Origin of the sequence: Amycolatopsis bullii (genome assembly GCF_014654205.1) — a bacterium.
Classification (GTDB): Bacteria; Actinomycetota; Actinomycetes; order Mycobacteriales; family Pseudonocardiaceae; genus Amycolatopsis; species Amycolatopsis plumensis.
This window is the reverse complement of sequence record NZ_BNAW01000037.1, coordinates 58477-73433: the sequence shown is the minus strand read 5'-3', so window position 1 is coordinate 73433 and position 14957 is coordinate 58477. Positions and strand designations below refer to the sequence as shown.

Here is a 14957-nt window from a genome sequence, read left to right as displayed (position 1 = left end):
CGTTAGTCTCTTGACACCCCCGCGGGCGGAGCGGAAGTGTCTTCAGGCGTCCGCTTCGCCCGGCTTGGGGGTTTGAGTGAAAGCCGCAGTCCTGCTCGCCGCCGTCCTCGCGCTGCCGCTGACCGCGGGCATCGCCGAAGCCGCGCCACCGGCCCCGGTCTTCACCGGCGGCCAGGCGCAACCGGTGTTCGACCCGGCCGACGTCGTCCGCGAAGACGTCTGGGTCACCGCGCCCGTCGACAGCGACCACGACGGCGCCGACGACCTCGTGCACGCCCAGGTCGTGCGCCCGCGCGCGACCCAGCAGGGCCTGAAGGTGCCCGTCGTCTACCAGGCCAGCCCGTACTACGCCGGCGGCAACGACGTGGCCAACCACAACGTCGACGTCGAGCTCTACGCGCCCGGGTACGCCCGCGGCCCGGAAGGCCCGCGCGTCGCCGCGCACGGCGTCGGCCCGGCCACCCCGATCACCTGGCGCTACCAGGACTACTTCACCGCGCGCGGGTTCGCCGTCGTCTACGGCGAATCGCTCGGCACCGGGCTGTCGACCGGCTGCCCGACCACCGGTGACGTCAACGAGACGATCGGGGCCCGCTCGGTCGTCGACTGGCTCAACGGCCGCACGACCGCGAAGGACGCGGACGGCGCCGCGGCGAAGGCGGACTGGACGACCGGCAAGACCGGCATGATGGGCGTCTCCTACAACGGGACGCTGCCCAACGCCGTCGCGAGCACCGGTGTCGCAGGCCTCGAGACGATCGTTCCGATCGCGGCCATCTCCAGCTGGTACGAGTATTACCGCCACGACGGCGCGGTGGTCGCGGCCGGCGGATTCCAGGGCGAGGACGCCGACGTGCTCGCCGAATACGTGTACACCCGCGCCGACCGCCAGGTCTGCCGCCCGGTGATCGACGGGCTGACCCGCGACCAGGACCGGGTCACCGGCGACTACACGCCGTTCTGGGACGTCCGGAACTACCGCAACGACGTCGGCAAGGTGCGCGCGTCGGTGCTCGCGGTGCACGGCCTCAACGACTGGAACGTCAAGACCGAGCAGGTCGCGACCTGGTACGAGGCGCTCAAGGCCCGCGGCGTCGAGCACAAGATCTGGCTGCACCAGTCCGGGCACGCGGACCCGTACTCGCTGCGGCGTGACGTCTGGCTCGCGACGCTGAACAAGTGGATGTCGCACTACCTCTACGGCATCGACAACGGCATCCAGAACGAGCCGAAGGCGACGATCCAGCGCGAAGACAAGTCGTGGGTCGACGAAGCCGACTGGCCGGCGCCGGGTACCGCCGACGTCCGCGTGTACCCGTGGCCGGGCGGCCGCTCGAAGGGCACGATCGACACGCGCCACCCCGTGCCGGGCACCGCGGCCGCGGAAACCCTCGCCGACGACTCGTCGAAGACGATCGAGCAGCTGGCCGGTCTCGCGTCCTCCGGCAACCGGCTGCTGTACGCGACTCCGGCGGCGAAGCAGGCCGTGCGCCTTTCCGGCACCGCCCGCGCCGACCTGGCGCTGGCCTTCGACCGGCCCGCGGCGAACGTCTCGGCGATCCTGCTCGACCGCGCCCCCGACGGCACGTCCCACGTCATCACCCGCGGCTGGACCGACCCGCAGAACCGCACGTCGCCCGCGCGCACCGAGCCGATCACGCCGGGGCAGACCTACCGCATCGGCGTCGACCTGATGCCGAAGGACTACATCCTGGCGGCCGGCCACCGGCTGGAGTTCCTGCTGGCCTCCAGCGACCACGACTACACGCTGCGGCCGAAGCCGGGCGCGGGGCTCGCGCTCGACCTCACGAGGTCGTCGGTCACGCTCCCGGTCACCGGCGGCAAGCCGGCGCTGCGGGCCGCGTTCGGCTGATGCTGCCGGAGCACCTCCGCGCCGACGTCCGCACGTTGTGGGACTACCACGACCTGCGGCACGCGCCGCGGCGGTCGGACGTCGGGATCGGGCTCGGCAGCCGCGACCCCGGCGTGGCCGTCCACGCGGCGGAGCTGTTCCACGCCGGGTGCTTCCCGCTGATCGTCTTCACCGGGGCCAACGCCCCGACGACGGTGGACCGCTTCCCCCGCGGCGAGGCGGTCCACTACCGCGAGATCGCCCTGGACCTCGGGGTGCCCGACGAGGCGATCCTCGTCGAGCCCGAGGCCCGCCACACGGGGGAGAACATCGCGTTCACCCGGCGGCTGCTCGCCGAGCGGGGGATCGCCGTCCGGACCGTGACGCTCGTTTCGCGGCCCTACCAGCAGCGAAGGGCGTACGCGACGGCCAAGCGGCTGTGGTCCGAAGCCGACGTCGTCTGTGCGGCGAAGAGCGTCTCGCTGGAGGACTACGTCGCCGGGAGCGAGGAGGCCGAGCGGGTGATCGGCATGCTCGTCGGCGAGACCCAGCGGATCACCGCCTACGCCGAGCGGGGCCTCACGATCCCGCAGCGGGTGCCGCCCGGCGTCGAGCGGGCGTTCGGCAGGCTGGTCGAGGCCGGGTTCACGCAACGGCTGGTCACTGTCCGCGTCGACGATCACTGAACGTCACGGTTACGACGTCGCGCGGTCGGTTCGGAACGGGGAGATCGACCGCCGCCTCGCGGTGGTGGTGCGGCCCGCCGGACCCGCGGAACGCGTTCCACCACAACGCAAACATCCCGCCAGCGCCGTGAGGGGTCAGCCGGCGATGCCCGCGCGGTAGGCGAACGCGACCGCCTGCGCGCGGTCGCGCAGCCCGGCCTTGGCGAACAGGTGGTTCACGTGGGTCTTCACGGTCGCCTCGCTGACCACCAGCGTGCGGGCGATCTCGGTGTTCGACAGGCCGGCCGCGATCAGCCGCAGCACCTCGATCTCGCGCGCGGTCAGGCCTTCGACCTCCTTGACGCGCTGCGGGGCGCTGCGGGCGGCGGCTTCGACGAGCCGCCGCTGCAGCTCCCCGTCCACTGTGGACTGACCGGCGGCGGCCGAGCGCAGCGCCCGCGCGATGGACTCGGCGTCGGCGTCCTTGGTGAGGAACCCGCGGGCACCGGCGCGCAGCGCAGCCAGCAGCGACTCGTCGTCGGCGTAGGTGGTGAGCACGACGACCTCGGTGCCCGGGTGGCCGGCGCGGATGCGTTCGGTGGTCTCTACGCCGTCGCAGCGCGGCATCCGCAGGTCCACCAGCACGACGTCGGGGTGGTGCTCGGCGACGAGTTCGAGCGCGGTCAGCCCGTCGGCGGCGGCGCCGACCACCTCGACGCCGGGCAGCAGCCCGAGCAGCGTGACCAGGCCTTCCCGGACCACCGCCTGGTCGTCGGCCAGCACGACGCGCAGCGTCACGCCGGCACCGTCAGGTGAATCCGCCATCCGTCCTCCCCCGGCCCGCTCTCCAGGCGCCCGTCGAGCAGCGCGACCCGTTCGCCCATCCCGCGCAAACCGTAGCCTGCCGCGGTGGCGGCCGGCGGGCGCCTGCCCTGCCGGTCGGCCACGGTCAGCTCCACCGACCCGTCGGCGTAGCCGAGCGTGACGTCCACTTCGGCGTGCGTCGCGTGCTTGCGGGTGTTGGCCAGCGCCTCCTGCACCGCGCGGACCAGCGCGGTGCCGACCGCCGGGTCCAGTTCGCGCGGCTCGCCTTCGACCGCGAGATCGGCGCGGGCGCCGCTGTCGAGCCGGTACGCGGCGAGGAGGTCGGCGATCGCGCGTTCGACGCCGACGGCGTCCTCGCGCAGCGCCGCCACGGCCTTCCGGGCTTCGGCGAGGCCTTCCGCCGCCAGCTGCTGGGCCCGTTCGATCTGGGCGACGGCGTCCGGGCTCGAGCCGTCGCGCACCAGCATCAGCCGCGCGCCCTGCAGGTTCAGCGCCAGCCCGGCCAGTGAATGCGCCAGGACGTCGTGCAGCTCGCGGGCGATGCGGGCGCGTTCGGCGAGCGCGGCGGCGCGGGCGTGCTCCTCGTTGGCGGTCTGCGCGCGGGCCAGCGCCAGTTCGGTCTGTTCGATGCGGGCGAGGCGGGTGCGCCGGTTCAGCCCCATCAGCACGACCACGGCGAGGACCGCGTACGTCGACAGAGCCCCTCGCCACACGTCGTAGCGGGCCGCGCCGAGGGTGATCGCCGCGAGGTCGAGCCCGACCGCCAGCACGATCGGCACGGGGGATTGCCGCAGCACCACGAAGAAGGTGGTGCTGAACATCGCCACCGACGCCCAGCTGCTCGGCAGGAGCACCCAGAGCGCGCCCGTGCCGGCGATCACCGCGAGGGGCACCGCCGTCGTCAGCAGGCGGACACGGGTTTCGTGGATCCACAGCAACGGGATCGACAGCGCGAGGGTGAACCCGATCAGGAGCCAGGCGCGCGTGTCCGCGCGGGGCATGGCGGCGACCATCGGGACCGCGACGAGGACCCAGCGCAACCAGCCCTGAGCCCGGGGGAACACGGCTGGTCGGGTCGTCATTTCGGCAGTCCTCCGCGGGTGCTTGTACGGAAAATGTACCGACGGGGACTTCCCTTCGTGGAGTCAAGTTGTCCCGTTTGTCAGGAGGTTCCCCCATGTCCAGGTTGCGACGGCTCGCCCTGCTCGCCGCCGCCGCGGCGCTCCCCGCGCTCGGCCTCACCCTCGCCGGCCAGGCGACCGCCTCGGCCGCGCCCAACTTCCAGGTGCCGTTCAAGTGCGGCGTCACGGTGACCGCCGCGACGTTCAGCGGGCACAGCCCGGCGTACTCGGTCGACTTCCAGAAGGACGGCATCACCGGCATGCCGGTGCTCGCGGCGGCGTCGGGCACGGTGACCCGGGTGGCCGACGAAGGCAGCACGAGCTACGGCAAGTGGATCGAGGTCGACCACGGCGGCGGCTGGCGCACCCGGTACGCGCACCTGTCGGCCCAGGAGGTCTCCGTCGGGCAGTCGGTCGCGGGCGGCAAGCAGCTCGGCAAGGCGGGCGCGACCGGCGGCGTCACCGGCCCGCACCTGCACTTCGAAGAGCGCCTGGACGGCGTGGTGCAGAAGGCCAAGTTGAACGGCGTCGCCGTGCCGTACTACGGCCACACCAGCTTCACGAGCAAGAACGGCTGCGGCGGCAACCCGTACTCGGCCGAAGAGGTGTGCGGTGACGGCTTCTCCGTCGTGGACCAGCAGGCGCTGGCCAACTCCTCGGGCACGGCCTACCTGCTGTACAACGCTTCCACCAAGGCGAACTGCGTGACCACGCTGAAGGCGACGTCGCTCGGCACGGCCAGCCCGGTCGCGGCGTTCCTCGAGGTCGAGGGCGGGACCCGGGCGACCGATTCCGGCAGCTTCACCTACTACGCCGGGCCGGTGAAGAAGACCGCCGACTCGACCTGCGTGAAGTGGGGCGGTTCGGTGGGCGCCAACAGCTACGAGAGCGGGTTCGAGCACTGCGGCTGAACCGGTGGCAGCCGGGGCATCGCCACCCGGATCCCCGCAAGATGACGAGTAGCCGGCCGGTGGGGCCGGGCAGCATAGCCCGCCCCACCGACAAAAACGTCCCGCCCGGCCGCCGCCGGGCGGTTTCCGTCCACATCGGCCCCGTCCATCCACAGATTTCCCGCCACCGCCCCATCCGGCCGCGTCCTGCCCCACAGTGGAGGCATGACCACCACCACCCCGGCCGACCTCCGGGACCCCGCGCAGCTGCTGGCCGCACTCCCGTACCTGATCGGCTTCCGGCCCGAAAAATCCGTCGTCCTGCTCGGCCACCAGGACCCGGGCGACCGCCCCGGCCTGGTGCTGCGCGGTGACCTGCCCCGCCGCGAACACCGGGCCCGCCAGGCGCGGGCGCTGGTCCCGCGGTTCGCCGCGGGCCGCCACGTGGGCGTCACCGTGGTGATCGTCGGCGGACGGCGAAGACCCGGAAAGCCGCCGCCCCACGCGGGTTTCGTTGGCGAACTGGCGCGGGAGCTGGAGGAGTCCGGCCTCCCGGTGCTGCACGCGCTGTGGACGCCCACCATCGAGACGGGCGCCCCTTGGGCGTGTTACCGCGTCGAAGACTGCGCGGGCGTCCTGCCGGACCCGCGCACGACGGTCGTGGCGGCGGCCGCGACCGAGTGCGGCACAGTGGCGTTCGACAGCCGCGAGGAGCTCGAGGCACTCCTGGCCCCGCGCTCACCGGAGGCACTCACCCGCCGCGCGGATCGCTTGTCCGCCTTGACATCCCCACCCTGGCCGGCGGCCACCCGCATCAACGACGCGGCCGCAGTGGTCCGCGCGGCCTTCGACCGACAGCGCCGAGACGAAGGGCCACCGACGGACGAAGAAGCGGTCCAGCTCGCCAGCGCGTTGAAGCTCCCCGAAATCCGCGACCTGTGCCTGGCGATGGCGGTCCCTCCGGCGGCGGCATCGGCCCGGGAGGCCGAGCACCTGTGGCTGACCTTGGTCCGCGAGCTCCCACCCCCACACCGAGCAGAACCGGCGGCCCTTTTGGGCTTCACGGCATACCTCCGCGGCGACGGGACATTCGCGGGCATGGCCCTGGACAACGCCCTCGAAGCGGCACCGGACCACGTGCTGGCATCGCTGCTGAAGAGGGTGCTGAACAGCGGAACGCCCCCAGAGGTGATCCGCGGCTTGGCCGCCGCGGCAGCGGGTCCGCTCGTCGGCTTCGGCCTCGAGCCGGCGGACTTCGACGTGGATGATGCGGCATGAGGGCCGGCGCGCGTTGGCACTGCTGGGTGTCCTCTGTGGCCACCTTCACCGAGCAAGGGTGGCACCTCCGACAGCCGGTGAGGCCGGGCGCCGAAGTCCCAGCCCACCGGCCGCCGCGAGGTCAGCGCAGCGTCAGCCCCGCCGAGACTGGGTGAACTCCCAGGCGTCCCGCACAATCCCGGCAAGGTCAGTCCGCTCCGGCTTCCACCCCAGCTCCTCGCGCGCCCGGTCACTGGCCGCCACGAGCACCGACGGGTCGCCCGCCCGGCGCGGGGCCACCGCCGCCGGCACCGGGTGGCCGGTCACCTCGCGGCAGGCCTCGATCACCTCGAGAACGGAGAACCCCGTGCCATTGCCCAGGTTGTAGATGCGGTGCTCGCCCGCGGTGGCGTGCTTCAGCGCCAGCAGGTGCGCGTCCGCGAGGTCCACGACGTGGATGTAGTCGCGCACCGCCGTGTGGTCCGGCGTCGGGTAGTCGTCGCCGAAGATCTGGATGCGCTCGCGGTCGCCCGTGGCGACCTGGAGAACGAGAGGGATGAGATGGGTTTCCGTGGTGTGGCGCTCGCCGAAGCTGCCGTACGCGCCCGCGACGTTGAAGTAGCGGAGGCTCACCGCCGCCAGGCCGTGCGCGGCGGCGAAGCTGGTGATCGCGGCGTCGATGGCGAGCTTCGTGGCGCCGTAGGTGTTGGTCGGCCGGGTCGGCGCCGTCTCCGGGATCGGCGACTGCTCCGGCTCGCCGTAGGTCGCCGCGGTCGAGGAGAACACCAGCCGGGGCGTGCCGTGCTCCTGCATGGCCTCCAGCAGCCGCAGCGACGTGACGACGTTGCCTTCCCAGTACTTCGCCGGCTCCGTCATCGACTCGCCGACCAGCGACTTGGCCGCGAAGTGCAGCACGCCGTCGAAGCCTTCGCGCAGCAGGCTGCCCGCCACTTCGGCGGCGTCGCCTTCGATGAACCGCGCGTCCGGGTGGACGGCGTCGGCGTGCCCGGTGGACAGGTCGTCGACGACCGTGACCTGATGCCCGGCTTCGACCAGCCGGGCGGCGCAGACACTTCCGACGTACCCGGCTCCGCCCGTCACGACCAGCTTCAGGGCGTTGCTCTGCTCCGACACTTCCAGGCCTTCCTGCCGAGGGTGACTGTGGGGCACAGTCTTCCCCCTCGACGACGCGCGGGTCCGCGCGGGGGTTGCCCCGGGCGGACCCGCGCGGTGTCAGAGCTCGTCGCGGCCGGCGCCGCGCGAGGGCACCGCCGTGAACATCCGCGGCCGCCGGTAACCGGCCTTCTCGTACGCCGCCTCGACGGCTTCCTTCACGCGGTCCAGGTCGGCGTCGCGGACCAGCGCGATCGCCGAGCCGCCGAAGCCGCCGCCGGTCATCCGCGAGCCGAGGGCGCCGGCCGCCCGCGCCGAGTCGACCGCGAGGTCCAGCTCGGCCGTGGAGATCCGGTAGTCGTCGCGCATGCTGACGTGCGAGGCGTCCAGGAACGGGCCGATCTCGGCCAGCCGCCCGGCGCGCAGCAGCTCGACCGTCTCGAGCACCCGCTGGTTCTCGGTGACGACGTGCCGCACCAGCGGCACGAGGTCTTCCGGCAGCCGGTCGAGGGCGTCGTCGAGACCGTCGATGGTGATGTCGCGCAGCGCCTTCACCCCGAGCAGCTCGGCGGCCCGCTCGGTGCCGCGGCGGCGCTCGCCGTACCCGCCCTCGGCGTGCGAGTGCTTCGTGCGGGTGTCCATGATCAGCACCTGCAGCCCGGCCTCGGCCAGGCCGAACGGCACCTGCTCCTGCTCACCCGACCGCACGTCGAGGAACAGCACGTGGGATTCGGTGCAGCAGAGGGACGCCGTCTGGTCGAGCAGGCCGGTGGGGGCGCCGACGAAGTCGTTCTCCGACCGCTGCACCCACCGGGCGACCTGGGGCCGCGTCGGTGCGTCGGTGCGGCTGCCGTCCAGCTCCAGGCCGGCCAGCCCGAGCAGCGCCAGCGACACCGCGCACTCGAGCGCGTGGGAGGAGGACAGGCCCGCCCCGGACGGCACGTCCCCGGCGATGACCAGGTCGGCCCCGTTCGCGAAGCCCTGGTCGCGCAGCACCCAGGCGACGCCCGCCGGGTACGCGGCCCACCCGTCGACGCTGCCCGGCGCCAGGTCGGCGATCTTGAGCTCGCCGCTGCGCTGGAGCTGGCCGTCGTCGCCCAGCGTGGCCACGGACAGGATGCCGTCCTCGCGAGGCGACGCCGCCGCGGCCAGCCGGTGGGGCAGGGCGAACGGCAGCACGAAGCCGTCGTTGTAGTCGGTGTGCTCGCCGATCAGGTTGACGCGGCCGGGCGCCGACCAGACGCCGGCCGGCGCCGTGCCGTGGATCGTGCGGAACGCCGCGGCGGCATCGGTGGCGGGGCTCATCGGGCCTGCGCCAGGACGGCGTGCAGCGCGGAGCTGGCGACCTGGGCGGTGGTGTCCCCGCCGGTGACCTCGATGGTGCCGCCGTTGGCCTTGCCGACGGTGACGGTGCCGCCGGGCACGATGCCGACGGACTTGAGCTCGGTCATCAGCGACTCGTCGAGCTGGACGTGCTCGGCGATGCGCCGGATCTCGACGCGGCCGCCGCCGGTGCGGGCGAACTCGTCGAGCCGGACCAGGTCGGCCTCCGCGGGCGGCGCCGGGTCGCCGTCGCCCAGCTTGTCCAGGCCGGGGATCGGGTTGCCGTACGGGGAGGTGGTCGGGTGGTCGAGCAGCTTGACCAGCTTGCGCTCGACGGCCTCGCTCATCACGTGCTCCCACCGGCACGCCTCGTTGTGCACGTGCTCCCACTCGAGCCCGATCACGTCGACGAGGAGGCGTTCGGCGAGGCGGTGCTTGCGCATCACGGCGATGGCGAGTTCCCGGCCGTGGTCGGTCAGCTGGAGGTGCCGGTCGTCGGCGACCACGACCAGCCCGTCCCGCTCCATCCGGGCGACGGTCTGGCTCACGGTCGGGCCGCTCTGCTGCAAGCGCTCGGCGATGCGGGCGCGCAGCGGAACGACACCTTCTTCTTCGAGTTCGTAAATGGTACGCAAGTACATCTCGGTGGTGTCGATGAGATCGTTCACGCTGTCCCCTTCGTCCGCGTTGCTCATCGTAGTCGTTGACCCCGGCAGCAGCGGCGGCCCTCACGGGTAACAACTCGCCGGTGGGGGAAATGTCCGCACCCCGGCGCGGCCGGGTGGGCGGCCGCTGGAAGATGGGAGGCATGCGTCCGCTGATCAGCACCACCGACCTCGCCACCGCGCTGGCCGGCCCGGCCGGAGACCGTCCCGTGGTCCTCGACGTCCGCTGGCGGCTCGCCGGCCCGCCCGGCGCCGAGTCCTACCGCGAGGGTCACGTGCCCGGAGCGGTGTTCACCGACCTCGACAGCGTGCTCGCGGGCGAGCCCGGCGAGGGCGGCCGCCACCCCCTGCCCGACCCGGCCGACCTGCAGCGCGACCTGCGCGCGGCGGGCGTACGGGAGGGGGTCCCGGTGGTGGCGTACGACGACGCGGACGGCTCGGTGGCGGCGCGGGCCTGGTGGCTCCTGCGCTGGGCGGGCCACACCGAGGTGGCGGTCCTCGACGGCAGTTACGCAGCGTGGACGGCGGAGGGGCACCCGGTGAGCACGGACGAGCCGCGGCCGGAGCCGGGCGACATCACGGTCCACCCGGGAGGCATGCCGGTCCTGGACGCGGACGAAGCAGCCGCCCTGGCCCGCGACGGCCTCCTCCTCGACGCGCGCGCAACCCCGCGCTACGCGGGCGAGACGGAACCGGTGGACCCCCGGGCGGGCCACATCCCGGGAGCGGTGAACGCCCCGTTCGCAGCCCACATCGGCGCCGACGGCCGTTGGCGCGCCCCGGAGGAGCTGGCGGCGAGGTTCGCGAACCTGGGCCTGCGCCCCGGCGAGCCGGTCGGCGCCTATTGCGGCTCGGGTGTGACGGCGAGTTCGGTGGTGCTGGCTCTGGAGCTGGCGGGCCACCCGGGCGCGGGCCTGTACGCGGGCTCGTGGTCCCACTGGTCCCGAGACCCGAACCGCCCCGCGGCCACGGGCACCCTCCCGGGCTGATCCGAACCCGCCCGGCTTGGGGGAGAGGCGCTCAGCCGAGCCGGGCAACGCACCCGGCCACGCCCACGACCCGAGCCGCTCGCGTCGGCTGGGTTGGGGAGCGTGCGCTGGACTGCGCGCACGCTCCCCAAGCCGGGCCACACTCCTGGCGGCGCTGGCAACCCGAGTTCGCGCTGGCTCGGCCGGGCCGCGTGGGCTGCCCGCGCGCCCAGTCGGCCGACCCAGGCCGCATGTGCTCGGTGGGCCGGGTCGCCCGTGCCTGGTCGACCGCGCCGAGCTGCCCGCGCTGGCCTGCCAGGCCGCTCGCGGGCCGAGCCTGCTCGCGTGCGCCACCCGCGCCGAAAAGCCGCCTACCGCATCTTCCACTCCACGCATCCCGGCGATCGGCACTAGAGTCGATCGCATGTCGCCGGCCGTTGTTTGGGATCGGGCCCTGCTGGGTTATGACCTTGGCGGGGATCACCCGTTCAACCCCGTCCGGCTGGAGCTCACCGTCCGGCTGGCCACCGAGCTCGGCGTGCTCGACGGGGTCGAACTGCTCGTCCCCAGCGGTGCCGGGGACGAAGAGCTCCTCCGCGTGCACGCCCCCGAATACCTCGCCGCCGTGCGGGAGGCTCCGCTGGTCGGGTGGGATGTCGGGCATGGGCTCGGGACCTCCGACAACCCCGTCTTCTCCGACATGCACGATGCCTCCGCCCTCGTCGTCGGGTCCACGCTGCTCGCCGCGCGGAAGGTCGCCGAAGGCGAGGCCAGCCGGGCCGTCAACATCGCCGGGGGCCTGCACCACGCCATGCGGGACCAGGCCGCCGGCTTCTGCGTCTACAACGACTGCGCCGTCGCCATCTCCTGGCTGCTCGACCACGGCTTCGAGCGCATCGCCTACATCGACACCGACGTCCACCACGGCGACGGCGTCCAGGCCGCCTTCTACGACGACCCCCGCGTCCTCACCATCTCGATGCACCAGCACCCCTTCACGCTCTGGCCCGGCACCGGCTACTCCGCCGAGACCGGCCGGGGGAAGGCCGACGGCACCTCCGTCAACGTTCCGCTGCCGCCGCGCACCAAAGACCCTGGCTGGCTGCGGGCCTTCCACGCCGTCGTCCCCTCGCTGCTCGCCGACTTCGAACCGCAGCTGCTGTTCACCCAGTGCGGGGTCGACTCCCACGAGGAAGACCCCCTCGCCGACCTCTCGCTGTCCGTCGACGGCCACCGCACCATCTACGCCACCCTCCGGGACCTCGCCGAGACCTACGCCGGCGGGAAGTGGATCGCCGTCGGCGGGGGCGGCTACCAGCTGATCCGGGTCGTCCCCCGGTCCTGGACGCACCTGATCGCCACCGTCCTCGACCGGGACGTCGACCCGGCGACGCCGCTGCCGCCCGGCTGGCGGGAAACCGTCACCAAGGCCGCCCCGCACGCCGAGCTGCCGCAGACCATGTCCGACGACCGCGACACGGGATTCAAGCCGTGGGGCGACGGTGAGGACGACCCGGTCGACATCGCCGTCCGGGACACCCGCCGCGCCGTCTTCCCGCTGCACGGCCTCGATCCGGACGACCCCAGGGACTGACCATGGCCGGACGGGACCCCTTCGACTACCCCCGCGACTGGGAGGCCGACGTCGTGCTGTCCGACGGCGGCACCGTCCACCTGCGCCCGATCGTCCCCACCGACGCCGACGGCCTGGTCGCCTTCCACGCGAAGCTCTCCGAGCGCACCCGCTACTTCCGCTACTTCGGCGCCTACCCGCGGATCCCCGAAAAGGACCTCAAGCGCTTCTCCACCGTCGACCACCACGACCGGGTCGCGTTCGCCGCCTTCCTGGGCGACGACGTCGTGGCGGTCGGCCGGTACGAACGGCTGGACCACGGGCCGTCGGCGGAGGTCGCCTTCGTCGTCAGCGACGTCCACCAGGGCCGCGGGCTCGGCTCGATCCTCCTGGAACACCTCGCCGCGGCCGCGTCGGAGTGCGGGCTGCGCCGGTTCGTCGCCGAGGTGCTCGCCGAGAACGCCGCCATGGTGCGCGTGTTCCGCGACGCCGGGTACCAGGTCAGCCGCGAATTCGAGGAAGGCGTGCTGCACCTGGAGTTCGACATCGACCCGACCGAGGAGTCCCTCGCCGTCGCGCGGTCCCGCGAGCAGGCGGCCGAGGCCCGCAGCGTGCACAACCTCCTGCACCCGAAGTCGGTCGCGGTGATCGGCGCGTCCACCGAACCGGGCAAAGTCGGCCACGTCGCCTTCGCGAACCTCCTGGTCGCCGCGTTCACCGGCACCGTCTACCCGGTCAACGCCGAGCACCGGTCGGTCCGCGGTGTCCGCGCGTACCCGTCGGTGCTGGACATCCCGGACCCGGTCGACCTGGCCGTCGTCGCGGTGCCCGCCGAGGCCGTCGAGTCCGTTTTGGACGCCTGCCTGGCGAAGGGCGTGAAGACGCTGCTGATCCTCTCCAGCGGGTTCGCCGAAGCCGGCCCGCACGGCCTGCACGCCGAGCTGCGGCTGGTCGGGGAGGCACGGGCGCACGGCATGCGCGTGGTCGGCCCGAACGCGCTCGGCGTGCTGAACACCGCGCCCGGCGTCCGGCTCAACGCCACCCTCGCGCCGCGCCTGCCCGGCCGCGGGCGCACCGGCTTCTTCTGCCAGTCCGGGGCGCTGGGCACCGCGATCCTCGCCGACGCCGAAGCGCGCGGTCTCGGCCTGTCGACGTTCGTCTCGGCCGGCAACCGCGCCGACGTGTCGGGCAACGACCTGCTCCAGTACTGGGAGACCGACCCGGACACCGACCTCGTGCTGCTCTACCTGGAGTCCTTCGGCAACCCGCGCAAGTTCGCGCGGTTGGCCCGCCGCCTCGCCCGGACGAAGCCGATCGTCGCGGTCAAGTCCGGGCGGCACGCGGTCCGGCCACAACTGGCGGCGACGTCGACGGAGATCGACGAGGCCAGCGTCCAGACGCTGTTCGAGCAGGCCGGGGTCGTCCGGGTGGAGTCGCTGGCGCAGCTGTTCGACACCGCGCTCGTCTTCGCTCACCAGCCACTGCCCGCCGGGCCGCGGGTCGCGATCGTCGGCAACTCCAGTGCGATCGGGCTCCTGGCCGCCGACACCGCGCGCATGCAGGGCCTGCGGCTGGCGTCGGACCCGGTGGACGTCGGCCCGCAGGCCGCGCCGGAAGAGTTCGCCAAGGCTGTCCGCGAGGCCCTCACCTCGCCGGAGACCGACGCGCTCGTCGTCGTGTTCGCGCCGCCGATCGCCATCCCCGGCACCGCGTACGCGCGGGCGCTGCGGGAGACCGTCGTCGAACTGGGGGAGCGGAAGCCGATCGTCTCGACGTTCCTCGCCGCCGAAGGCGTCCCCGACGAACTCGCGGTCCTGTCCGGCGACGGCGTGCCGACTCGGGGATCGATCCCGTCGTACCCGAGCCCCGAACGCGCGGTGAACGCCCTCGCGCGGGTCGTGCGGTACGCGGCGTGGCGGCAACGCCCGCAGGGCACGCTGGTGCGGCCCGCCGGGATCCACACCGAGCAGGCACAGGGCATCGTGCGCGAGCTCCTCGAAGCCGACAGCGGCAAGACGACGCTCCTCTCGGACGCCGAAGTCGTGCGGCTGCTGGACTGCTACGGCATCGACGTGGTGCCGTTCCGGATCGTGTCCACTGTGGACGAGGCGGTCGCGGCGGCGGGCGAGCTGGGCTACCCGGTGACGCTCAAGGCGGTCGACGAGCGGCTGCGCGGCCGTCCCGACCTGGCCGGGGTCCGGCTCGACCTGGCGTCCGAAGACTCGGTGCGCCGGGCGTACGAGACGTTGCGCGAGGTCTCCGGGGACGACGAGGTGTACGTCCAGCGGATGGCGCCCAAGGGCCTCTCGTGTGTGATCGGCCTGCAGGACGACCCGTCGTTCGGCACGCTCGTCTCGTTCGGGCTGTCCGGGCTGGTCAGCACGCTGCTCGGCGACCGCGCGTACCGGGCCGTCCCGCTCACCGACGTCGACGCCGCGACGCTGCTGAGCGAGCCGCGGACGGCGCCGCTGCTCACCGGCTACCGCGGTGACGAGCCGGCCGACCTCGCCGCGCTGCAGGACATGGTGCTGCGCGTGGCCGCGCTGGCCGAGGACAACCCGGAGGTGCGGTCGCTGGTGCTGGACCCGATCCTGGCCTCGCCGGACGGCGCTTTCGTCGCCAACGCCCGCCTCGTGCTGGGCGCCCCGCCGTCCCGGCCGGACACCGGCCCGCGCCGGCTGCGCGCGATCAACCCGCAGGACTGA

12 protein-coding genes are annotated in these 14957 nt (G+C 73.2%); 7 read left to right on the top strand and 5 right to left on the bottom strand.

Annotation, left to right across the window (positions count from 1 at the left end; translation table 11 throughout):
* Positions 1 to 76 precede the first annotated feature (76 nt).
* Both IE317_RS31420 and IE317_RS31415 read left to right on the top strand, forming a co-directional pair.
* Positions 77 to 1873: a Xaa-Pro dipeptidyl-peptidase gene (locus tag IE317_RS31420; protein WP_191314980.1), complete on the top strand. Its 1797-nt coding sequence runs from the start codon at positions 77 to 79 to the stop codon at positions 1871 to 1873.
* Positions 1873 to 2538, top strand: a complete 666-nt coding sequence (locus IE317_RS31415) for a YdcF family protein (protein WP_191314979.1) — start codon at positions 1873 to 1875, stop codon at positions 2536 to 2538. Before IE317_RS31420 ends, IE317_RS31415 begins: the two co-directional genes overlap by 1 nt.
* A gap of 135 nt (positions 2539 to 2673) precedes the next feature.
* On the opposite strand, the gene IE317_RS31410 is transcribed toward IE317_RS31415, so the two are convergent.
* A complete protein-coding gene (locus IE317_RS31410) occupies positions 2674 to 3315 on the bottom strand; it encodes a response regulator (protein WP_191314997.1) in 642 nt (213 codons plus the stop codon).
* On the bottom strand, positions 3312 to 4424 hold the full coding sequence (locus IE317_RS31405) for a sensor histidine kinase (protein WP_191314978.1): 1113 nt from the start codon (positions 4422 to 4424) through the stop codon (positions 3312 to 3314). Before IE317_RS31405 ends, IE317_RS31410 begins: the two co-directional genes overlap by 4 nt.
* Positions 4425 to 4519: 95 nt before the next feature.
* Here IE317_RS31405 and IE317_RS31400 point away from each other — a divergent pair, with 95 nt between their 5' ends.
* A complete protein-coding gene (locus IE317_RS31400) occupies positions 4520 to 5374 on the top strand; it encodes a M23 family metallopeptidase (RefSeq protein WP_191314977.1) in 855 nt (284 codons plus the stop codon).
* 204 nt (positions 5375 to 5578) lie between these two features.
* Positions 5579 to 6631 (top strand): DUF4192 domain-containing protein, encoded by a 1053-nt coding sequence (locus IE317_RS31395; RefSeq protein WP_191314976.1) that lies wholly within the window; start codon positions 5579 to 5581, stop codon positions 6629 to 6631.
* Between the two features lie 132 nt (positions 6632 to 6763).
* Here IE317_RS31395 and galE read toward each other — a convergent pair whose 3' ends face one another.
* The 3 genes from galE to IE317_RS31380 all read right to left on the bottom strand — a co-directional run bounded on the left by galE (position 6764) and on the right by IE317_RS31380 (position 9741).
* Positions 6764 to 7744, bottom strand: a complete 981-nt coding sequence (gene galE / locus IE317_RS31390; protein WP_191314975.1) for a UDP-glucose 4-epimerase GalE — start codon at positions 7742 to 7744, stop codon at positions 6764 to 6766.
* A gap of 99 nt (positions 7745 to 7843) precedes the next feature.
* On the bottom strand, positions 7844 to 9028 hold the full coding sequence (galK, locus tag IE317_RS31385) for a galactokinase (RefSeq protein WP_191314974.1): 1185 nt from the start codon (positions 9026 to 9028) through the stop codon (positions 7844 to 7846).
* Positions 9025 to 9741 carry a metal-dependent transcriptional regulator gene (locus IE317_RS31380; RefSeq protein WP_020644897.1) on the bottom strand — a complete coding sequence of 239 codons (717 nt, stop codon included), beginning with the start codon at positions 9739 to 9741 and terminating at the stop codon, positions 9025 to 9027. Before IE317_RS31380 ends, galK begins: the two co-directional genes overlap by 4 nt.
* Before the next feature lie 113 nt (positions 9742 to 9854).
* On the opposite strand from IE317_RS31380, the gene IE317_RS31375 reads away from it, so the two are divergent.
* The 3 genes from IE317_RS31375 to IE317_RS31365 all read left to right on the top strand — a co-directional run bounded on the left by IE317_RS31375 (position 9855) and on the right by IE317_RS31365 (position 14957).
* Positions 9855 to 10700, top strand: coding sequence for a sulfurtransferase (locus tag IE317_RS31375; RefSeq protein ID WP_191314973.1), 846 nt, complete (start codon positions 9855 to 9857; stop codon positions 10698 to 10700).
* A 403-nt stretch (positions 10701 to 11103) separates the two neighbouring features.
* Positions 11104 to 12273, top strand: coding sequence for an acetoin utilization protein AcuC (locus tag IE317_RS31370; protein WP_191314972.1), 1170 nt, complete (start codon positions 11104 to 11106; stop codon positions 12271 to 12273).
* Positions 12274 to 12275: 2 nt separating this feature from the next.
* On the top strand, positions 12276 to 14957 hold the full coding sequence (locus tag IE317_RS31365; RefSeq protein ID WP_191314971.1) for a bifunctional acetate--CoA ligase family protein/GNAT family N-acetyltransferase: 2682 nt from the start codon (positions 12276 to 12278) through the stop codon (positions 14955 to 14957).